The sequence below is a fragment of the Bacillus sp. TH30 genome, from assembly GCF_016650875.1.
Taxonomy (GTDB): Bacteria; Bacillota; Bacilli; order Bacillales; family Bacillaceae_G; genus Bacillus_A; species Bacillus_A mycoides.
This window is the reverse complement of record NZ_JAEKEY010000002.1, coordinates 4,227,924-4,248,627: the sequence shown is the minus strand read 5'-3', so window position 1 is coordinate 4,248,627 and position 20,704 is coordinate 4,227,924. Positions and strand designations below refer to the sequence as shown.

At 34.7% G+C, this 20,704-nt stretch carries 21 protein-coding genes; 4 read left to right on the top strand and 17 right to left on the bottom strand.

Annotation, left to right across the window (positions count from 1 at the left end):
* Positions 1–134 precede the first annotated feature (134 nt).
* From JFU20_RS24170 to gabP, 4 genes are all read right to left on the bottom strand, one after another.
* Positions 135–1,298 (bottom strand): iron-containing alcohol dehydrogenase, encoded by a 1,164-nt coding sequence (locus tag JFU20_RS24170; protein WP_002014688.1) that lies wholly within the window; start codon positions 1,296–1,298, stop codon positions 135–137.
* 117 nt (positions 1,299–1,415) lie between these two features.
* A complete protein-coding gene (locus JFU20_RS24165) occupies positions 1,416–1,958 on the bottom strand; it encodes a DUF420 domain-containing protein (RefSeq protein WP_002137842.1) in 543 nt (180 codons plus the stop codon).
* Positions 1,959–2,274: 316 nt separating this feature from the next.
* Positions 2,275–2,613 carry a hypothetical protein gene (locus JFU20_RS24160; RefSeq protein WP_002014685.1) on the bottom strand — a complete coding sequence of 113 codons (339 nt, stop codon included), beginning with the start codon at positions 2,611–2,613 and terminating at the stop codon, positions 2,275–2,277.
* A gap of 133 nt (positions 2,614–2,746) precedes the next feature.
* Positions 2,747–4,141: a GABA permease gene (gene gabP / locus JFU20_RS24155; RefSeq protein ID WP_002165230.1), complete on the bottom strand. Its 1,395-nt coding sequence runs from the start codon at positions 4,139–4,141 to the stop codon at positions 2,747–2,749.
* A gap of 270 nt (positions 4,142–4,411) precedes the next feature.
* Here gabP and JFU20_RS24150 point away from each other — a divergent pair, with 270 nt between their 5' ends.
* Entirely contained in the window at positions 4,412–5,494 is a 1,083-nt protein-coding gene (locus JFU20_RS24150; RefSeq protein WP_002165229.1) for a chitinase, read from the top strand.
* A 54-nt stretch (positions 5,495–5,548) separates the two neighbouring features.
* On the opposite strand, the gene JFU20_RS24145 is transcribed toward JFU20_RS24150, so the two are convergent.
* Both JFU20_RS24145 and JFU20_RS24140 read right to left on the bottom strand, forming a co-directional pair.
* Entirely contained in the window at positions 5,549–6,760 is a 1,212-nt protein-coding gene (locus JFU20_RS24145) for a M20 metallopeptidase family protein (RefSeq protein ID WP_002014679.1), read from the bottom strand.
* 117 nt (positions 6,761–6,877) lie between these two features.
* On the bottom strand, positions 6,878–7,777 hold the full coding sequence (locus tag JFU20_RS24140; RefSeq protein WP_002014677.1) for a metallophosphoesterase: 900 nt from the start codon (positions 7,775–7,777) through the stop codon (positions 6,878–6,880).
* A gap of 196 nt (positions 7,778–7,973) precedes the next feature.
* Here JFU20_RS24140 and JFU20_RS24135 point away from each other — a divergent pair, with 196 nt between their 5' ends.
* Together JFU20_RS24135 and JFU20_RS24130 are read left to right on the top strand one after the other, a co-directional pair.
* Complete coding sequence (locus JFU20_RS24135) at positions 7,974–8,789, top strand: formate/nitrite transporter family protein (RefSeq protein WP_002014675.1); 816 nt, start codon at positions 7,974–7,976, stop codon at positions 8,787–8,789.
* Positions 8,790–8,930: 141 nt separating this feature from the next.
* A complete protein-coding gene (locus JFU20_RS24130; RefSeq protein ID WP_002033657.1) occupies positions 8,931–9,203 on the top strand; it encodes an HU family DNA-binding protein in 273 nt (90 codons plus the stop codon).
* Between the two features lie 19 nt (positions 9,204–9,222).
* Here the strand turns inward: JFU20_RS24130 and JFU20_RS24125 are convergent, their stop codons facing one another.
* From JFU20_RS24125 to JFU20_RS24100, 6 genes are all read right to left on the bottom strand, one after another.
* On the bottom strand, positions 9,223–9,702 hold the full coding sequence (locus JFU20_RS24125) for a GNAT family N-acetyltransferase (protein WP_002014672.1): 480 nt from the start codon (positions 9,700–9,702) through the stop codon (positions 9,223–9,225).
* Between the two features lie 218 nt (positions 9,703–9,920).
* Positions 9,921–12,341, bottom strand: a complete 2,421-nt coding sequence (locus JFU20_RS24120; RefSeq protein WP_002014670.1) for a heavy metal translocating P-type ATPase — start codon at positions 12,339–12,341, stop codon at positions 9,921–9,923.
* 95 nt (positions 12,342–12,436) lie between these two features.
* Complete coding sequence (gene copZ / locus JFU20_RS24115) at positions 12,437–12,643, bottom strand: copper chaperone CopZ (protein ID WP_002014669.1); 207 nt, start codon at positions 12,641–12,643, stop codon at positions 12,437–12,439.
* Between the two features lie 193 nt (positions 12,644–12,836).
* Positions 12,837–13,139, bottom strand: coding sequence for a metal-sensing transcriptional repressor (locus tag JFU20_RS24110; protein WP_002014668.1), 303 nt, complete (start codon positions 13,137–13,139; stop codon positions 12,837–12,839).
* A 292-nt stretch (positions 13,140–13,431) separates the two neighbouring features.
* A complete protein-coding gene (locus tag JFU20_RS24105) occupies positions 13,432–13,659 on the bottom strand; it encodes a hypothetical protein (RefSeq protein WP_002014667.1) in 228 nt (75 codons plus the stop codon).
* A gap of 312 nt (positions 13,660–13,971) precedes the next feature.
* Entirely contained in the window at positions 13,972–15,042 is a 1,071-nt protein-coding gene (locus tag JFU20_RS24100) for a helix-turn-helix transcriptional regulator (RefSeq protein WP_201038944.1), read from the bottom strand.
* An 87-nt stretch (positions 15,043–15,129) separates the two neighbouring features.
* Between JFU20_RS24100 and JFU20_RS24095 the strand changes: the two genes are divergently transcribed.
* On the top strand, positions 15,130–15,819 hold the full coding sequence (locus tag JFU20_RS24095; RefSeq protein ID WP_002165226.1) for a class I SAM-dependent methyltransferase: 690 nt from the start codon (positions 15,130–15,132) through the stop codon (positions 15,817–15,819).
* A gap of 44 nt (positions 15,820–15,863) precedes the next feature.
* On the opposite strand, the gene JFU20_RS24090 is transcribed toward JFU20_RS24095, so the two are convergent.
* Genes JFU20_RS24090 through JFU20_RS24070 form a run of 5 tightly spaced genes read right to left on the bottom strand, consistent with a single transcriptional unit; the run spans position 15,864 to position 20,550 of the window.
* Positions 15,864–16,682, bottom strand: coding sequence for an alpha/beta hydrolase (locus tag JFU20_RS24090; protein ID WP_002014664.1), 819 nt, complete (start codon positions 16,680–16,682; stop codon positions 15,864–15,866).
* A 16-nt stretch (positions 16,683–16,698) separates the two neighbouring features.
* Positions 16,699–17,520 carry an ABC transporter ATP-binding protein gene (locus tag JFU20_RS24085; RefSeq protein WP_002014663.1) on the bottom strand — a complete coding sequence of 274 codons (822 nt, stop codon included), beginning with the start codon at positions 17,518–17,520 and terminating at the stop codon, positions 16,699–16,701.
* 14 nt (positions 17,521–17,534) lie between these two features.
* A complete protein-coding gene (locus JFU20_RS24080) occupies positions 17,535–18,557 on the bottom strand; it encodes a FecCD family ABC transporter permease (protein ID WP_002128652.1) in 1,023 nt (340 codons plus the stop codon).
* Positions 18,550–19,557, bottom strand: coding sequence for a FecCD family ABC transporter permease (locus tag JFU20_RS24075; protein WP_002014660.1), 1,008 nt, complete (start codon positions 19,555–19,557; stop codon positions 18,550–18,552). The genes JFU20_RS24080 and JFU20_RS24075 overlap by 8 nt, the downstream gene beginning before the upstream one ends.
* A gap of 27 nt (positions 19,558–19,584) precedes the next feature.
* The gene (locus tag JFU20_RS24070) at positions 19,585–20,550 is read right to left on the bottom strand and encodes an iron-hydroxamate ABC transporter substrate-binding protein (protein WP_002014659.1); all 966 of its coding nucleotides are present in this window, start codon (positions 20,548–20,550) and stop codon (positions 19,585–19,587) included.
* Positions 20,551–20,704: the final 154 nt, after the last annotated feature.

Genomic DNA, 20,704 nt, shown 5'->3' with positions numbered 1-20,704 from the left:
AGTATAATGAAAACGATCACAAAAATCAACCATAAACATTCACAAATAATCAAAATCAGTCACGAACGGTTATAGACAACAAAAAAGAAACCTATTTGATACAATAATCAAATAGGTTTCTTTTCTCGATTCACTTATAAAGAAGCTTTATATATATTTAGAACATCATCTTTATTTAATTTTTTAAAGTTACCGAATTCACCATAAGCCATCGCTTTATCCGCCATTAAGTCAATTTCACTTTCTCTAATAGCGTAATCAGCTAATGTTACTGGAGCTTCAATTGAAGTCCAAAATTGACGTAACGCCTCAATTCCCTCTAACGCAACCTCTTTATCTGTCTTCCCATCTGTTTCTACATCGAATACACGAATAGCGAACTGTTTAAAGCGACTCACATTTTCATCTATAACATGCTTCATCCAATTTGGGAATAGAATCGCGAGTCCGCCCCCATGCGGTATGTCATGAACAGCAGAAACTGCATGCTCAATATTATGAGTTGCCCAGTCTCCTTTTACTCCCATCGCTAAAATGCCGTTTAACGCCATAGTACCGCAATATAAAATTGTTTCCCTATGCTCATAATTTTCTAAATCACTTAAAAGCTTAGGAGCTGTTTCAATTACTGTTCTTAAAACAGATTCACAATAACGATCTTGTAATTCTGTATTCATGCCGTGATGGAAATATTGCTCTAATACGTGCGACATAATATCGACCATACCATAAATCGTTTGATCTCTCGGCACAGACGAAGTATGTAGTGGATCTAAAATTGAAAACTGAGGGAATGTAACTGGACTGCCCCAGCCGTACTTTTCATTCGTTTCCCAGTTTGTAATTACAGATCCTGCATTCATTTCAGATCCTGTTGCTGCAAGCGTAAGCACAGTACCAAATGGTAACGCCTCGCTAGCAAATGCTTTTTTCGTTACAATATCCCACACATCTCCATCATACTTACTACCAGCTGCAATCGCTTTCGTACAGTCGATTACACTTCCTCCACCAACTGCTAAAATAAATTCGACTCCATTGTCTTTACAAATTTGAATCCCTTTCTTTACAGTTGATAAACGAGGATTCGGTTCAACACCTGTCAATTCAAACACTTCCGCATTTATATCCTTTAAAATAGAAATTACATTATCATAAATACCGTTTCTTTTAATACTTCCTCCTCCATATACGAGAAGAACTTTCTTACCGAACTGTGGAATCTCAGTTTTTAACTGCTCTAATTGTCCTTTACCAAAAATAAGTTTTGTTGGATTACGAAATACAAAATTTTGCATATACCTTTACCATCCCTTCCATATGAAAAGCAACTATACTTTTGTATACCACACTTTTTTAATTTCACAAACAAATTTGCTTAACAAAAAAATCCCAGCCTTAAAGGCTGAGATTTTTTATTGATAATAAGGCGAGATCATTAAGTAAACAATAACCCCAGATAAACTTACATATAACCAAATTGGCATCGTCCAACGTACAATTTTACGATGACGTGTTAATTGATTTGTAAAACCAAATACAAGTGCAAACAATGCAAGTGGTACAATAATTGCTGCAAGGATAATATGTGTAATTAAAATGATGAAATACACATATTTAATGAATCCTTCTCCGCCAAAATGTGTTGCTGGCGCCAAGTAATGATACGATAAATATGAAACACAAAATAGTAAAGTCGTTGTAAATGCTGCAAGAATAAATCCACGATGCATTTTTACATTCTTTTTAATAATAGAGAATAATGCTGCTAATAAAAATACAAACGTAAAACTATTAAAGATTGCATTTAACATTGGTAAAATTGTTACATCAAAATGTACTTCTCCTTCATAGCCAACAGGTCCAAAGAACAAAAATAAAATAATCGCATTTACAAGTACAGAAAGCGTTATCACAATAGGAGCATAGCTTTTCTGATTCGTTGATTGATCCACCAAAATGGTCACTCCTCTTCCTTCAAATATGTATACGTAACCTCACTATTTTAACATATTATTCACAGTGTAAATGTGACAATAGTTTGACACAGTAAGACAGAGCAAAGAAAAAATCCTTCTTAATAAAACTTCTTAAGAAGGATTTTATCGCTTTATTATTTAAATAGCAATGGAATTAGTTTTTGTTAAAAAACGTATTGCTATACGCTTGATATATTTCAGACACTTGATATCCCATTAATGAAATTGCTGTTAATGAAAAGAAACCAATCATAAGAAATCGAAACCACATATAAATCTCCTCCTTGTATTTAGCTTAAAAAACGTTAGCTATATTACAAGTTGAGTGGCACTCTTCATCGTCACTTTCCTTCTTCTTTACAATTGCTGTTATAAATCGAATCATAAAGAAAATCACAAAAGGAAATTGTTCGTAATTTACCTTGGCATAGTTCAGCAACGGCTCGCGCTGCACATCGAACGGAGATGAGAAGGAATAGAACATACCTTGCTCTTCCATATATACAATTACAATTTTCATACAAAATACTATTCCTAGAAACGAAACAATATCTTGCCATTCTGTCGTATATAAAAAGTTATACAGCTCCAATACGTACTCTTCCATCATCATCCCCCCTTCCTTTTTTACCATTTTGCTCGCCTTCGTATAAAAAGTCAAGAAAAAAGTTTATATTCACTATGACAATAGTAATTACTTGTTTCTATGATTATATATGATTCTTTTATAGCAATGATTGGGTGTAACTCTCTTCCAAAACAATAAATTAGAATTGAACGGGCTCTTTATCCTCACTTTTAGGATTCAAAACCGAACTATTTTTATTTCTATTAAAAATAAAATAAGAAACTATAATAAGAACAGTAACAAGCATCGTTAAAAGTGCTTGTGAACGTAAAGATTCAATTGCAACCATTGCAACTAAAACTGCTATAATAGCGGCAATTGTAACATACGTTACATACGGGAAAAGCCACATTTTCACTTTCAAATTTTGTTGTTCTACTTTCCCCATTTTTTTACGTATCTTTAAATGTGAAACTGCTATAACGAGATAAACTAGTAACGCAATCCCACCAGATGCATTCACTAAAAATAAAAAGACTTTATCTGGAGATATGTAACTAAAAACAACTCCAATATAAGCAAAGAACGTTCCAAATAAAACTGCCCGAACTGGAACACCACTACTGTTCAATTTTAAAAATGCCTTTGGAGCATCTCCTCTTTCTGCCATCGAAAAAAGCATTCTTGAGTTTGTATATAAACCTGAATTCAAGCAAGAAAGTACAGCTGTTAAAACGATAAAATTCATAATTTGTGCTGCCGCTGGTATTCCTATATGTTCAAGTACCGCTACAAACGGACTTTTTAATATGTTTGCTGAGTTCCATGGAAGAAGTGTAACAACTACAGCGATAGATCCAATAAAAAATACGAGAATACGCCAAATCACACTATTTGTTGCTGTTTTTACTGCTTTTACAGGTTCGGCAGATTCACCAGCCGCTACTGCAACAATCTCTGATCCCATAAATGAAAATATAACGACGGTGATTCCAAGCAGCACCGAACTTATACCATTTGGCATAAATCCCCCTTGCCCTACTAAATTTGAAGTGCCAGGTGCTTCCGTTCCTGGTACAAATCCTAAAATCACAGCAAGACCAAGGCATAGGAACAAAACAATACTAATTACTTTAATAAATGAAAACCAATATTCAAACTCTCCAAATGATTTCACTGAAAAAACATTCGTCAGCGTTAATAAAATTGTTAATAGTAAGCTTAATAACCAGAGCGGGATTTGTGGAATCCAGTATTGAATGATACCAGCCCCTGCTGTAGCTTCTATTGCAATAACAATTACCCAGAAGAACCAATATAGCCACCCAATTGTATAACCCGCCCAGGGGCCGATTGCTTCTCGTGCATATGTTGCAAACGAACCACTTGTCGGGTTAATAGCTGCCATTTCCCCCAGCATTCTCATAACGAAAATAACTAGAAGTCCTGCTAATGCATATGAAACGATAGAACCTGGCCCTGCTGAATGCACAACCGCACCACTTCCGACAAACAAACCAGCTCCTATTACGCCGCCAATTGAGATCATTGTAATGTGGCGTATTTTGAGGTCTTTCTTAAGATTTTTATTCAACTCTTGTACATCCCCTTCCAAACTTAATTTTGAAATTTATGTAAGAGTATTATGCGAAAAACGTTGTTCTATACTTCAGAATATATCAAAATATTCTGAATTTAACAATTGTAATGCAAGCTCCTAATGAAATTATTACATTAGGTTTAATAATTTTCCATATACAATTGTTGAGAAAATTATAGTCGCCTTACAAAAGAGTGAATTTTCAGATATTATTAAAGGAACAAGATTATACATCTAGACAACTTTTTGTATAGGAGTGTTGATATGTTAAACAAGTTCAAATTCATTTGTTGTATTTTAGTAATTTTCTTACTGCTACCACTAGCTCCCTTCCAAACAAAAGCAACAAACAATTTAGGGTCAAAATTACTCATTGGATATTGGCATAACTTTGATAACGGTACTGGCATTATTAAATTAAAAGATGTTTCACCAAAATGGGATGTAATAAATGTATCTTTCGGTGAAACTGGTGGTGATCGTTCCACTGTTGAATTTTCCCCTGTGTATGGTACAGATACAGAGTTCAAATCTGATATTTCCTATTTAAAAAGTAAAGGAAAGAAAATAGTTCTTTCAATAGGTGGACAAAATGGGGTCGTTTTACTTCCTGACAATGCTGCTAAACAACGTTTTATTAATTCCATACAATCTCTGATCGATAAATACGGTTTTGATGGAATAGATATTGACCTTGAATCAGGTATTTACTTAAACGGTAATGACACTAATTTTAAAAACCCAACAACTCCTCAAATCGTGAATCTTATCTCAGCAATTCGAACGATTTCAGACCATTACGGTCCAGATTTCCTATTAAGCATGGCCCCTGAAACAGCTTATGTTCAAGGCGGTTATAGCGCGTATGGAAGCATATGGGGTGCATATTTACCAATTATTTACGGAGTGAAAGACAAACTAACGTATATTCACGTTCAACACTACAATTCTGGTAGCGGCATTGGGATGGACGGTAATAATTATAATCAAGGAACCGCAGACTACGAGGTCGCGATGGCAGATATGCTCTTACATGGCTTTCCTGTAGGTGGTAATCCAAATAATATTTTCCCAGCTCTTCGTTCAGATCAAGTAATGATTGGACTTCCGGCGGCACCGGCAGCAGCTCCAAGTGGCGGATATATTTCTCCAACCGAAATGAAAAAAGCTTTAGATTATATCATTAAAGGCGTTCCCTTCGGAGGAAAGTATAAACTTTCTAATCAGAGTGGCTATCCTGCATTTCGCGGTTTAATGTCTTGGTCTATTAATTGGGATGCAAAAAACAACTTTGAATTCTCTAGTAACTATAGAACATATTTTGATAGTCTTTCCTTGCAAAAATAATAAAAAACAACAATAGGTTTTATATGACCTATTGTTGTTTTTTATTTATGTAAATTACTTTTTCACTTCTATATGATGAAGAAATTCTTTTCCATCTCTTAAATAACTATTCACAAGACTTAAAAGCAACTTCCCACCAACCAACATCGCACGTTCATCAAAATCAAATTGAGGATGATGATGTGGGTATGTCGCTCCTATTTCTTCATTACCCGCACCTGTGAAGAAAAATGCTCCTGGAACATGTTCTAAGTAGTATGCAAAATCTTCCCCACCCATAATAGGTGGTACTTCCATGACCCTTTCTTTGCCAAGATCATGTTCCGCAACCGTCATAAAATGACGTGTTTCATCTACATGATTTATTAATATTGGATAACCTCGTTTATATTGAATATTAACTTCAGCATGAAGAGACTGACAAATCCCCTCAACAACTCGTTTAAATTCCTTCTCCATATATCCTCTCACTTCAGGGTCTAACGTTCGAATGGTCCCTGTAAATGCAGCAGTATCCGCAATAATATTATCCGCTTGACCAGCATGGAATGTACCGACTGTTAATACCGCAGATTGAAGCGGATCTATTTTTCGACTCACTAAAAGTTGTAACTGATTAATTACTTGTGTTGCAACGATAATAGCATCAACAGTATGATGCGGCATACCGCCGTGACCGCCTCGCCCTTGAATCTTTACTTCAAAAGTATCAGCTGCCGCCATCATTGCTCCAGCTTTCGCCCCAACCATTCCTAAAGGCATTTGAGAAGATAAATGTGTTCCAAATACAACATCTACTCCTTCTAAACAACCATCCTCAATCATAGCAATTGCTCCGCCAGGCTCTTTCTCTTCTGCATGTTGATGTATCAGAACTATTTTTCCAGAGAGCTGGTCTCTATGGTCACTTAATATTTTTGCAACACCTAAAAGTGTTGCTGTATGTCCATCATGGCCACAAGCGTGCATTACGCCGGGAACCTTTGATTTATATGAAACTTGTTTTTCATCTTGAATAGGTAGTGCATCAAAATCAGCACGCAGCGCTATCGTCTTCCCAGGTATTCCACCTTCAATTACGCCGATTACCCCTCTTCCCCCGACATCTGTTGTCACATCAATATGAAAACTTTTTAAGATTTCAGCTATTTTTTTCGGTGTTTCTATTTCTTGAAACGATAGCTCTGGGTATTGATGAAAATCTCTTCGCCATGAAACCATTTGGTTATATATACTTTCCAATTCTTTATGCCATGTTTCTATCATAGAAATTCTCCTTTCTTTTTAACACTTTACATAAAAGTACATAATATTCTGCACTTAATCAATAAAAAAGAGAACTTTCTTTAAAAGTACTCTTAATTCTCCAAAATATGAAACGTTCTACTTTAAGTTACTACTTTGCTTCAATACAAAAACTGAAAGTTCAGGTACACTCCAAAACCTGACAGGCATTCGAGTCGTTCCAATACCGCGATTTACATATAAATATAACGACTTACTCTTTCCTTCTAATTCATACATTCCTTCAACATACTTCTCTGCTAATTTTGTGGTAATTAAAGGACCTACAAAAGGAATCTGAACTTGTCCTCCATGACTATGTCCTGAGATTTGAAAATCAACTGGATAACCAGCTACTTTATCTACAACATCAGGCTCATGTACTAATAGCATATTGAAATCTTGTTGTCTTAAGTTTTTTAAAGTCGAATCTATTTGTGGTTTCCCTAATAACAAATCATCCAAACCTGATATTGTAATATACTTGCCATTTTCCACTTTAATTTTCTGCACGTCATTTACTAAAACAGAAAAACCAGCTTCCTCCATATACTTTTTGTAAAATAAACTACCGCCCCCACCTCTATCATGATTCCCAAACACAGCATATTTTCCTAGGGGAGCTTTAATTTTCTGCAAAATAACCTTTGCTTCTTCTCTTTCCGCACTATAGGATCCAAACTTATCTATTAAATCTCCTGTAAAAACTACTATATCTGGATGTAATTCATTCATCTTCTCCACCAAATTTTCTAGTTGTTTCAATGTAAAATCTGGTCCTAAATGTACATCTGAGAACTGCAATATTTTTTTATTATTAAACTCTTTAGGAATTGTAGGAGCTTCTATTTCATTCCACGTAACTGTTACTAGTCTTCTTTCTATTTCAGTCGCATAGAAATACAAACTTACTGGTATCATTAATATACTTATGAAACTAATAATAAATATCTTTACGATTGATTTTTTTCGTTCTTTTTTTACATGATGCGTATTCATGTTTTCACCTCTAAAATCACTTTAAATCCTTATTGTTACATTAATGTGACAACATGAACAATGTTCGTTATATCCAATTTCTTCCCCACTCACTTTGACAAATTTATACAGAAGTCATATCATATTTTTATCATACATAGATTCTTTAAAATGTTCCTTCTATTCATTCTATCATTTTATTGAGGAGAGATTATTCATGTCTGTATTTACACCAGAAGAAATTACGGAACTTGCTGCTAATTCTGGAAGAAAAAAAGCTCATTTATCATTGCTCCCTATGCTAATTCTCGGTTTTTTTGGTGGTGCTTTCATAGCATTAGGATATTTACTTGATATCCATGTTATCGGAACAATGCCAAAATCTTGGGGATCATTTACTAGCTTTTTAGGTGCTGCCGTATTCCCTATCGGTCTTATACTCGTTATCCTTGCAGGCGGTGAATTAGTAACTGGCAACATGATGACCGTTTCAATGGCATGGCTTCACAAAAAAATCGACTTATTTCACTTCATACGAAATTTAGTTATTGTTACGTTTAGCAACTTCATAGGTGCTATATTCGTCGCTTATTTTTTTGGTCATATCGTCGGCTTAACGGAGGGAGCTTTTTTAGCAAAAACAGTTTCTATTGCACAAGCTAAACTACAAGATACACCACTGCAAGCCTTCATTTCTGCAATCGGGTGTAATTGGCTCGTTTGTTTAGCTGTTTGGCTCAGTATGGGAAGTAAAGAATTTATCGGAAAGATTGTCGGTATTTGGTTCCCTGTTATGACTTTTGTTGCGATTGGATTTCAACACGTTGTAGCCAATATGTTTGTCATCCCAGCTGCAATTTTTTCTGGTCATTTAACTTGGGTTGAATATTTTCCAAACTTCATTTTTGTTTTCTTCGGAAACTTAGTAGGGGGTATGTTATTTGTAGCATTACCTTATTTCATATCTTATAATAAGAAACTACCTTCCAATAAAGAGCAAACTGCATTAAAGAAAAAATCTGTATCCGCTTAAATTGAATGTCTATAAATTGGTCCTAAAAAATATTACAAATTTCATTTTTTTTGCGAATATATGTACGTACACTTGTTCTCGAATGTTTTATACGTTATAATAACAACTTAAATAGCATTATTTACATATGAGGTGAAAAACATGAATAAGACAGAATTAATTAAAAACGTAGCACAAAACGCTGAGATTTCTCAAAAAGAAGCTACTGTAGTTTTACAAACTGTAGTAGAATCAATCACTAACTCTTTAGCTGCTGGCGAAAAAGTACAACTTATCGGATTCGGTACATTCGAAGTTCGTGAAAGAGCTGCTCGTACAGGCCGTAACCCACAAACGGGTGAAGAAATGCAAATCGCAGCTTCTAAAGTACCTGCTTTTAAAGCTGGTAAAGAACTAAAAGAAGCTGTAAAATAATGAAAAATAGCCTTCTCATTTATGAGAAGGCTATTTTTTTCATGACATAATTAATAAAAATTTGACCATTATGCTGCTTATTTTGTTCCTTTATGCAAATAAAACCTTTGCTTTCAAAGAAAGGTTTTGCTGTAATACTCGCCTCTGTATATATATCCCTATGCTGCAAGTTCACTGCTTCTTTTTCTAACTTCTGTAGTATGTATGATGCTATCCTTTTTCCTTGATAATCTTTATGCGTAAATAAGCGATCTACGTAATGATCATCATTATAATCCCCAAATCCCACTATCACACCTTTATAATCAGCAACGTAACAAATATTCTTTTCTAAAGACTGTAGCCATCTCTCTCTATCTAGTCGCTCTGGGGCCCACGCCTGTAGCTGTAACTCGTTATAATCTTTTACATTCACCGTATGAACCGTTTCATAGAACAATTGTAATACTTGCTCTAAATCCTCCTTCTGGAATGTTCTAATTTTAATATCTTTAAACATATGTAAAACTCCTTATCAAACTAACTCTTTTATTTCGGTTATCCGGATAATTATTTCGTGTTTATTTTCGAAACAGTTTCTTCCACTATATATGATTCTACTTCTGCTCTTTCTATATTATATCGACTTTTCCTTCTAAACGAACAATAAACAATACTCATACAAAGTATTGTTTATTGTAAAAAAGCATATTAAATTCGCTTTATAGCTGAAAGTGTTTAAGATTTCAATTTAACTCTTTGTAATCTTAATGCATTTAATACGACTGATACAGAGCTAAATGCCATTGCTGCACCTGCAACCCAAGGAGCTAAGAAACCGAGCGCCGCAATTGGAATTCCTAGGCCGTTATAAGCTAACGCCCAGAATAGATTTTGCTTAATATTTCTAATCGTCATTTTACTCATAAAAATTGCATCAGCAATACTATTTAAATCACCACGGATTAACGTAATATCCGCTGCTTCCATTGCTACATCTGTTCCTGTTCCAATTGCCATTCCAATGTCCGCTGTAGCAAGCGCAGGAGCATCATTAATTCCATCTCCAACCATAGCCACTTTCTTACCACTAGCTTGAAGTTTCTTCACTTCTTCTGCTTTTCCTTCTGGTAATACTTCTGCAATTACGTGATCAATACCAACTTGCTTAGCGATTGCCTGAGCAGTTTGTGTATTATCTCCTGTAATCATAACGACATCTAGACCCATTTTCTTAAGTCTTGCAATTGCGGCTTTTGAAGTATCCTTTACAGTATCTGCAACAGCAACAATTCCAGCATATTCCTTATCTATCGCAATAAGCATTGCTGTTTTTCCTTCTCGCTCTAGTTCTTCCATTGATTTAGAAACTTCTTCAATATCAATATTAAACTTCTTCATTAATCGGCGTGTACCAATTAATAATTGTTTTCCTTCGACAACCGATTCAATACCAAATCCCGGAATTGCTTCAAACGTTTCTGAACTTGGGATATCAATACCCTTTTCTTTAATTCCTTCAACAATCGCTTCTGCAAGTGGATGTTCAGAATTTCTTTCTGCTGCACCTACTAAACGTAGTATTTCTTCTTCATGGAATCCATCTGCTACAATTACATCTGTTAACACCGGCTTCCCATTTGTCACAGTACCTGTTTTATCTAGAATAACTGTATCTAATCGGTGGGTTGCTTCTAAATGCTCCCCGCCTTTAAATAAAATGCCATACTCAGCCGATCTTCCTGATCCAGCCATAATAGATGTAGGTGTCGCAAGACCTAATGCACACGGACAAGCGATAACAAGTACCGCTATCATTTTCTCAAGTGCTCCGCCAAAATCACCAGGTGTAACAAATATCATCCACACTGCAAATGTGATAATAGCAATTACAACTACAACTGGTACGAAAATACCAGAAATTTGATCAGCTACCCTTTGAATAGGAGCTTTTGAACCTTGAGCCTCTTCTACTACTTTAATAATTTGAGCTAATGCAGTATCTCTTCCTACCTTAGTTGCTTTAACTTTTAAAAATCCATTTTTATTCATTGTAGAGCCAATTACTACATCCCCAATTGTTTTATCAACTGGAATACTCTCGCCTGTTAACATCGATTCATCTATCGCTGATTTTCCTTCTACAATTTCTCCATCTACTGGGATTTTTTCACCAGGTTTAACATAGACAACATCACCAGCTACCACTTCTTCGATTAAAATTTTCATCTCTGTTCCATCTCGCACAACTGTGGCAGTTTTCGCTTGTAGTCCCATCAACTTTTTAATAGCTTCTGATGAACGCCCTTTTGCTCTCGCCTCAAATAATTTACCTAAAATAATTAAAGTAATAAGTACCGCACTCGTTTCAAAATATAAATCTGTCATATGTTCTGAAGAACCAATCGACCTAATACTTAAATACACACTATAGAAATAAGCTGCGGACGTTCCAAGTGCCACAAGAACATCCATGTTTGCACTTTTATTGCGTAGCGCTTTATACGCTCCAATATAAAACTGTCCACCAATGATAAATTGAACAGGAGTTGCAAGAGCTAGCTGTACCCAAGGGTTCATTAGCATATCAGGTAAATAAATAAACGATGTAAATGAGAAATGACTCACCATTGCCCACAATAACGGGAATGATAAAATAAACGAAATAATAAATTTCTTCTTTTGTCGTTCAATTTCTTGTAAGCGATGATCTGTTGATGCATCTTGCTCATCTGATTTCACTTCTAATTTATATCCTAACTTTGTAATCGCACTCTTCATTTCATTTACACTGATTTCATCAGGATTAAAGTCTACCGTTGCCGACTCTAAAGCGAAATTAACTGTCGCTTTGTTCACACCATCTAACTTATTTAAACGCTTTTCAACTCTGTTCGCACATGCTGCACATGTCATTCCTGAAACAGTAAATTCAGCTTTATCACTTACAATTCCATATCCTAACGATTCAACTTTTTCTTTAAAGTATTGCGGATTTGTTTTCGCTGGATCGTACATTATTTTTGTTTTTTCAAGTGCAAAATTTACATTTGCATCATGAACACCTTCTACTTTTTTCAGACCTTTTTCAATTCTATTGGCACATGCTGCACATGTCATTCCTGATATTTGAAGATTGGCCTCTTTTTGTTCATTCATGTCTCTCACCTCTATATACCCTTATGAGGTATAATTATTAGCAAAATAAATCGTACTTCGTTTAAAGTACGATTTATTTTCATATCCAAAAATAATTATTGAACATCGTATCCTTGATCTTCGATTACAGCAACGATATCTTTTAATGTTACAGCAGACGAGTCGATAGTAACTTCAACAGTTCCTTCTGCTAATTGAACCTTCACTTGTTCAACACCATTTAGCTCTTTCACACTGCTTTCGATAGAGTTTACACAATGTCCACAAGACATACCTTCAACTTTTAATGTTAACTGTTCCATTTAAAATCCTCCTCTTGTTTCTTCATTGTTTGTTAATCACAACTACATCTTACCATACCCCCTAAGGTAATCAATGGTTTTATATCATGATTTTTATTTTTTCTAAAATCTTTATTTTTTTGCTCCAATTATGAATTTATATATCTTCTCCTATATAAACAAAAGCCAAGCTAGTCAAATACTAGCTTGGCTTTTATGCTTTTGAAAAACGTTCAAATACTGTCATTAATTCTTCAATTGCTTCGTCACCATTACCATTTTTAATAGCTCCTGAAACACAATGACTCGTATGATTTTTTAAGACACCCATTCCTACTTTTTTCATCGCTGCATTAATCGCAGAAATTTGAACTAAAATATCCACGCAATAACGATCATTTTCAATCATATTTTGAATACCACGGACTTGGCCTTCAATTCTCTTTAATCTATTTATAATTTGTTCTTTTTCTTTTTCTGATCTATGTGTTACTGATTCATGGTCCTTATGATCCATATTATCACCTTCTTAAAGTTTCTCTTCATCCAATAAAACAATTGCTTTTATGAGTATACCAATTATATCATCAAATATCTATGTAGGATACCCCATATGAGTATATTTTCGCTTTATGATTATTCTTAACACATCATTAGCTTCTCAGTCTCAATTAATATGATACCCTTTCTTTTTTTCAAAAAAACAATAATAAGCAGGGATTGTCCATCCCCGCTTATTATTCATCCACAAATATAAAAGTCTCAATTTTCACACGTGTAAATTGAGACTTTTTTCTTCCTATATATAATTATTGCTGATCACATACTTTTGTATCATTCACTACTGAAGTTCCTTCAACGGTTACCGTATGAAAACAGTCATTTACACGAACTGTCACAACATTATCTTGCCGATCAATGATATGGTATTCATTAAAATTTTTATTCAGAGCACTGCGAATTTGTTCTCCTTCATAAATTGGAATGCCATGTGATAAAACCCAAATAAACCCAGCGATAGCAAGAATAGTTTTCATACGATCTACCTCCTTGAGAATATAGTGAACTTTTAATCCATGCTTTTTCAGCTCTACTAATCATGAATGGAATGAATCAAGCCTTTTTGGAAATAAGTTCATTTCGTCTATTTTATGTTTATGCTAATTGTGACCGAATTGTGACAACTTTTTGTCTCTTTAGACGAAAAGTTGAAACAAAACTTTCAAAAAGGACAATTCTACTTATAAAAAAAGGTTATGGAATGTTTCATCCATAACCTTTTTTCAGCCCTATTCTACAACTCATCCACCGTACTTCATGTGATTTTTATAGAGTTATTTTATTTATTTTTATTCATCGACATCAAAACAAAATCTTGAAAAAACTTCCCACACGAGTTCATTTCTACTACTTACCCCAGTCTTTTCAAAAATGGATTTTAAATGATCTTGTACCGTGTATATAGATATACAAAGTTCATGGGCTAATTCCTTTGTCGACATACCTGTAAGAATTTTACGTATTACTTGCTTCTCACGTTTTGTAAAACTATACACTTCCGTAATAAGCGGAAAGATTTCTTCCGGTCTTGCTCTTTCGAATAGAACAACATAACCACCCTGAAAACTACTTGTACGTTCTAACTTACTGGCCCGAATGATTAAAAAATGTCCATAGGCTAAAGGTATACAAACTTTTTCTTCTCTATTCATACAACCTACATTATATTCGTTAGCCTTTACTTTCGAACAAACCGCACGTATTGGCCTTGGTATTTCTTTTATATTTAACTGTTCATACTTTCTAAGATTTGAGAGCCAATCGCTACCATCTTGATTCCAATATAATAAATTAAAATCCTCACTTAATATAATCGTGCCTGTCCCTATTACCTTCTCTTCTGAAAAAGGTTTAGGAAATGCCTTTTTTAAAGCCTCTCCAGCAATTGGGACTATCGTTGCCAAATACTTACAATCACCTATATGAAAAGCGGGACTTGTACTCCCTCGAAATAAACTAAGATGCCCAAAACAGTTCCCCTTACTCATACAAACGCCCCTTAATTCATCTCCAAAACTTGCTGGGTTTAAAATATTTCGGTATCTAGAGCTTTTCTTTTGTTCACCATTTGTCACCATACTAAGAGAAGCAACATGAGGATAGTGTTCTGATAAATATTTAAATTTATTAAAATCATCTTCTAGAAATTCATTCATAAACAATTGTGGATGAATCTTTTCAACACTTTCATCCGTAAATGCCCCAGTAGATAAAAAAGAAATTGGGTCTATAGCTGTAAAACAAGCGGCGTCAAAATCAATGACTTTACGTATTAAGTGGAGAAATGACTCTTGAAATGTCCTTATAGAACTTATCCGATTCGCTACCATTGTAATTTCTTTCGTTATTTTTTCATACATCCTCTTCCCCCCAGATTTACGGGATTGTTTCCCTTCATAATTTCATTCCATAATAAACCTATAACACACATACTTAGGAGGTTAAAAATGAATTGGAATGATACTACCGTAAATTCATATGAACAAAGAATTCCATGTAAAATCCCCGGCTACTACAACCTATATGAAATGATGAATCATTTCTTGTTTACTACACTCCCTAAAGAAAATATGAATCCAAATTTACTAGTTATAGGTGCTGGTGGTGGACAAGAAATTCTCTCAATAGGCAAACAAAATAGCAACTTATCTTTTACAGGTGTTGATCCATCTGAAAGCATGCTACAGCTAGCTAAAAAAAGAATTGAAAGCGAAGGCATACAAAATCAAATTCACTTTGTACATGGAACTGTCCATTCATTATTAACCAATCCATTATTTGACGCTGCTACTTGTATGCTTGTTCTTCATTTCATCCCAACTATTAAGGAGAAAAAAGAGCTTCTTAATGAAATTAGTAGTCGCTTAAAACCTGGTGCTCCATTCTTTCTCTCTACAATAAATGGTGTACCCCATACAAGTATGTTTTCTGCACAATTGAATGCTTGGCGCAACCACATGATGCAAAATCAAATTCCATTAGAAGATTGGAACCGATTTGAAAATTCTTTTGAAACAGAAATATTTCCTATTTCCGAAACGAATCTACTAGCTATCATGGAGGAATGTGGATTTACTCAAATCAATCGCTTTTTCACAAGCTTTTTAATTGATGGATACGTAGCAATAAAACAATAATGAAAAAAGGTAAGCAATTGCTTACCTTTTTTCATATACGTCTTCTACACTTGACTAATAAATCTCAATCCTTTACTTAAAGAAGTCGGCACAACAGATGCATGATTCTCCCCTTCAGCTTCATAAAACATAAATCTAAACTGATCGTGTTTTACTTGGAGAAGGCGCTCTGATAATTCGTTTGCACCTACAACCATATGCTCTCGTTCCAATGACCCAACTGTAAGGAATACTCCCGTTTCAACCTTAGCATTGTTTAATTCATTTATAAGATTCTTTTCTTTTTCAAGCACGGATTGGTTATTCCACCAAATAGATGGACTACTTATAAAATAATTTTGAAAGGCATTTACGTTTGTGAATAGTATATGTAAAGCAAATAGACCACCTAAAGAATGTCCAAATAACGTTTGCTTTCCTTTATCAATCTCAAATTCCTTTTCAATTTGTGGTTTCAATTCTTCTTCAATAAAAGTAAAGAAATTATGCGCTCCCCCTGTTTTAGGCCACGGTTTACCGTCCGGTTTTAACGGGGCATCTTTTGAAATTACGACAGGTGTAAGATCATAGCATCTTTCTTCTCCTGAAAATGCCCCTTCAATTGGATAACCAATACCTACTATAATAGCTGGTGAAACACCTGTTTTCTCTGCTCTAACTGATTGTATTTTAACCGCTTCATGGAATGTTTGAAAAAAGGCATTGCCATCTAATACGTATATAACAGGATATCCTGACTCTGGTGCTGGCTGCCTCGGCTTTGAAATATGAATTTGATATTCTTTACCTTCTAATTTTGAATACATTTTCCACTGTTCTGTATTAAATGTAATAACCTGCTGTTTTTCAATAGTAGTATTCATCTTACATCCCCCCTTCTTAACTCGTTACATATATTTCTACTTTCTCTTCTTGAGATACAACGCTATCGTAACCGAAACAAACAGGAGACCCATTATACGGATCAATCATGACACGTGCATCAATATGAAATACTTCTTTTAACACTTCATTTGTAATTATTTCTTCTGGGCTACCAGTTGTAACGATTTCCCCTTCCTTCATTGCAATAATTTCATCTGAAAACCTTGCTGCATGGTTAATATCATGTAATACCATAACGACCGTACAATTATGTTCTTTATTTAACTTCTCCACAATTTGTAATACATCTAATTGATGAGACATATCAAGATATGTAGTTGGCTCATCTAATAGCAACACTTCTGTCTCTTGTGCTAAAGCCATCGCTAGCCATACCTTCTGTCGTTGACCACCTGATAAATTTGCAATTTGTCTCGTTCGAAATTCAGAAGTTTTCGTTATTTCTAATGCCCAATCAATCATTTCTTTATCTTTTGAAGTTAACTTATTTACGTTATTTCGATGTGGATAGCGTCCATAAGAAATTAACTCTTCTACTTTAAGCTCTCCTGGTGCAATTGGAGTTTGCGGGAGTAAAGCTAACTGCTTCGCAATTTCTTTCGTTGGAATCGTATTTAAATCCTGTCCTTGCAAATATACTTTACCGCTCTTTTGCTTTAAAATTCTTCCCATTGTTTTTAACAGTGTTGATTTACCGCACCCGTTTGGCCCTATAATTGTCGTTACTTTTCCTTCTTGTATTTCCACATTTAAATCGCGAAACACTGTAAGCTTTTCATAACTCGTTTCTAAATTTTTTGCACTTAAAATACTCACTTTTATTCCTCCTCTTACGCTTTCGCCTTATAAAGTAAATATAAGAAATACGGTACACCGACAATAGAAATAACGATTCCAACAGGTAACTCTACAGGGGTGAAAACTGTTTTTGCAATAAAGTCTGAAGCTATTACAAGGAACATTCCGATTACTCCACACGTAGGAATTATATATTTATGCTGAATACCGACGAGCCTTTTCGCTATATGCGGTGCCATTAATCCAATGAAACCAATACTTCCTGAAACAGCAACACATGCACTCACAAGTCCGATACTACTTAATAGTAAAATGGATTTCTCTCGTTCTACTGCAACACCTAAACTTGTAATACTCGTTTCTTCCAATTGAAATAAATCTAATAAATAAGCTTTCTTTTGTATAAGTGGAATTAAAATGATAAGCCACGGTAACATAGCAACAATATACTTCCAGTTTGCACTATATATGCTTCCAGACACCCAAACTGCAGCCATCTCGAAATCAGTTGACTTCATTTTGAGCGATAAATACATAGAAAACGCTCCAAATCCAGATCCAATTGCAATCCCTGTTAATAAAAGACGTTGCGAGTCTAACTTACCGTTTTTCCAAGAAAACAGATAAATTATTATAGCGGCTCCTAGCCCACCGACTAAACCAAACATCGGCATCATCATAATAGAAACCCAGTCTGTGCTCTTTAATTGCCCTTGAAAGAAGAACATGAAAATTACGATGGCTGTACCTGCTCCGGCATTCACTCCTAAAATACCTGGGTCCGCCAATCCATTTCTCGTAATCCCTTGAATTACAGCACCCGCAACACCGAGGCCTAATCCTACTAATCCAGCAATTACAATGCGCGGAAGGCGAAACTCAAAAATAACTAAATCATGGTCTGGTACTGGATCTATTCTAAAGAGTGTTTTAAATACATCTGTAATCGTAATATCAAACGTACCATTCGTTAAACTAATATAAATAGCACATAATATTAAAAATATACTAATCCCCATTGTCATTCCAAAACGTTGACTTGAACTTTTAAGCATGTCTCTCTCCTCCTCTTGTACGGATTAAATAAAGGAAGAAAGGAATTCCAATTAAGGAAGTAACGACTCCAATTGGTGTTTCAAATGGATAGTTTACAAATCTACTTAAAATGTCACATAATGCTAAGAAAACTCCACCAATAACGCCTGCGCAAGGCAAAATCCACTTATAATCTACCCCAATTATAAAGCGCGTAATGTGTGGAATAATTAAACCTACAAAACCAACTTTCCCCACTAAAGCAACTGCTGTTCCTGTTAAAAAAATAACTGATAAAATTGCCATCGCTTTAACTAGTTTTGTACGCTGACCTAGATTAATAGAAACTTCTTCTCCTAAAGAAAGAATGGTAATAGATTTTGATATTAATAGTGCTAAAATTATACCAATTATCCCAAATGGTATCGTGATTTTAATGATATTAGGGTCCACTTGATCTAACTTTGCATTAAACCAAAAACTAACATTTTGAGAAATTTGGAAATATGAAGCCATCGCAGCCGATACACTACTTAAAAATGTTCCAATAACTGTCCCTATAATTGCTAATCTAACAGGGGATAAGCCATTTTGAAGGAGTGAGCCAAAACCAAACACTATACCGGCTCCTAGTGCAGAGCCAATCATTGAACATAAAACCATACCAATCGATGACATTCCCGGAAGAAAAATCATACAAAGTGTAATAACAAAGGCTGCACCATCCGTCACACCCATAATAGAAGGGGATGCAAGATAGTTTCTTGTCATCCCCTGCATAAGTGCTCCTGATATGGCTAGAAATGCTCCGACTAAAAGAGCTGCAACTACCCTTGGTAAACGTGAAGTAATAATAATATTATGATTTACATCGCTTGAATCAAAATGAAATAAAGCATTCCACACTGTTTCAGCATCAATGTTTTTCGCCCCATATAAAACAGAAAGTATAACTGTAAATAAAATCAATATGGGTGCTATACATAAAATGGTTACTGGTACCGCATTCGTTTTCTGCATATCATTCAACGCACCTTACTTATTGTATTATTTAGATAAATTTTTCACTGCTTCTTTTAAGAATGCTGTTTTACTCCAAGCTGTGCCACCTTGGGCCATTGGATCTACAACGTTTACAAATACTTTCTTTTCTTTCGCAGCATTCATACTTTGCCAAATTGGATTGCTTTCAATTTCTTCTAGCACTTTCGGGTTTTTATTTTCACTTGCCTCATATTGTAAGAAAACATAATCTGGGTTAAGTTCAGCAAGTTTTTCAAATGAAATTTTCTCTTGTGCTTTTACAGTTTTAAGTTGTTCTGGAGCAGTTAGTCCAAGATCTTTATAAATTACAGGGTTGAAGTATACTCCTTCTGGATATAGGAATAATTCATTTGCTCTTAGTCTAATTACAAGTACTTTTTTGTCTTTTAACTTATCTCCTAATTTTGCTTTTGCTTTTTCAGCGTCCGCATTGTAATCTTTAATAATTTTTTCTGCTTTATCTTTTTTACCAGTTAATTCTCCCATTAACTTTAAGTTATCTTCCCAATCTGTTGAAACGTGTGATACCGGGAACGTCGGAGCTACTTTCGTAAACTTTTCAGCTGTTTCTGCTGGGAATTTCGTACTAGATGTAATAACATCCGGTTTTAATTGAAGTAATGTTTCAAAATTAGGTTGCATTTTTTCACCCACAGATTTTGCACCCTCTAATTCTTTTTCAAGATACTTTGGTAATTTACCACCTACAGTAATTGCACCGACTGGTTTAATTCCAAGTACTGCTGCATCTTCCATTGACTCTAAACTAGCTGTCGCAATTTTATCTACTTTTGCTGGTACTGTATATTCTTTACCTAAATATGTAATTTTTCGTTTTTCATCTTTTTTTGTCTCCGTAGCTTTTGTCTGTTGCTTTTGTTCCCCTGAAGTTTTATCCGTACTATTACATGCTGCTAAACCTACACTTAAAACTGTAACCATCCCTAATGTAAATAACTTCTTGTTCATCTTTATATATCTCCTCTCAAAACTTGTAAATAGATTATTTTTATATGAAAACTTAACTACATGAAACTTGTCCCAAACATATATTTCATTAGATTAATAATTTTATCCGGAACTCATTCTCATTCACTTCCCCTAAACTATAATTCTTTTACAC

What these genes read in the sequence shown, in the direction of transcription:
- JFU20_RS24170 (WP_002014688.1), bottom strand. Translation starts at nt 1,298, where the DNA reads ATGCAAAATTTTGTATTTCGTAATCCAACAAAACTTATTTTTGGTAAA.
- JFU20_RS24160 (WP_002014685.1), bottom strand. Translation starts at nt 2,613, where the DNA reads ATGGTAAAAAAGGAAGGGGGGATGATGATGGAAGAGTACGTATTGGAG.
- JFU20_RS24150 (WP_002165229.1), top strand. Translation starts at nt 4,412, where the DNA reads ATGTTAAACAAGTTCAAATTCATTTGTTGTATTTTAGTAATTTTCTTA.
- JFU20_RS24145 (WP_002014679.1), bottom strand. Translation starts at nt 6,760, where the DNA reads ATGATAGAAACATGGCATAAAGAATTGGAAAGTATATATAACCAAATG.
- JFU20_RS24140 (WP_002014677.1), bottom strand. Translation starts at nt 7,777, where the DNA reads ATGAATACGCATCATGTAAAAAAAGAACGAAAAAAATCAATCGTAAAG.
- JFU20_RS24135 (WP_002014675.1), top strand. Translation starts at nt 7,974, where the DNA reads ATGTCTGTATTTACACCAGAAGAAATTACGGAACTTGCTGCTAATTCT.
- JFU20_RS24130 (WP_002033657.1), top strand. Translation starts at nt 8,931, where the DNA reads ATGAATAAGACAGAATTAATTAAAAACGTAGCACAAAACGCTGAGATT.
- JFU20_RS24125 (WP_002014672.1), bottom strand. Translation starts at nt 9,702, where the DNA reads ATGTTTAAAGATATTAAAATTAGAACATTCCAGAAGGAGGATTTAGAG.
- JFU20_RS24120 (WP_002014670.1), bottom strand. Translation starts at nt 12,341, where the DNA reads ATGAATGAACAAAAAGAGGCCAATCTTCAAATATCAGGAATGACATGT.
- copZ (WP_002014669.1), bottom strand. Translation starts at nt 12,643, where the DNA reads ATGGAACAGTTAACATTAAAAGTTGAAGGTATGTCTTGTGGACATTGT.
- JFU20_RS24110 (WP_002014668.1), bottom strand. Translation starts at nt 13,139, where the DNA reads ATGGATCATAAGGACCATGAATCAGTAACACATAGATCAGAAAAAGAA.
- JFU20_RS24105 (WP_002014667.1), bottom strand. Translation starts at nt 13,659, where the DNA reads ATGAAAACTATTCTTGCTATCGCTGGGTTTATTTGGGTTTTATCACAT.
- JFU20_RS24100 (WP_201038944.1), bottom strand. Translation starts at nt 15,042, where the DNA reads ATGTATGAAAAAATAACGAAAGAAATTACAATGGTAGCGAATCGGATA.
- JFU20_RS24095 (WP_002165226.1), top strand. Translation starts at nt 15,130, where the DNA reads ATGAATTGGAATGATACTACCGTAAATTCATATGAACAAAGAATTCCA.
- JFU20_RS24090 (WP_002014664.1), bottom strand. Translation starts at nt 16,682, where the DNA reads ATGAATACTACTATTGAAAAACAGCAGGTTATTACATTTAATACAGAA.
- JFU20_RS24080 (WP_002128652.1), bottom strand. Translation starts at nt 18,557, where the DNA reads ATGCTTAAAAGTTCAAGTCAACGTTTTGGAATGACAATGGGGATTAGT.
- JFU20_RS24075 (WP_002014660.1), bottom strand. Translation starts at nt 19,557, where the DNA reads ATGCAGAAAACGAATGCGGTACCAGTAACCATTTTATGTATAGCACCC.
- JFU20_RS24070 (WP_002014659.1), bottom strand. Translation starts at nt 20,550, where the DNA reads ATGAACAAGAAGTTATTTACATTAGGGATGGTTACAGTTTTAAGTGTA.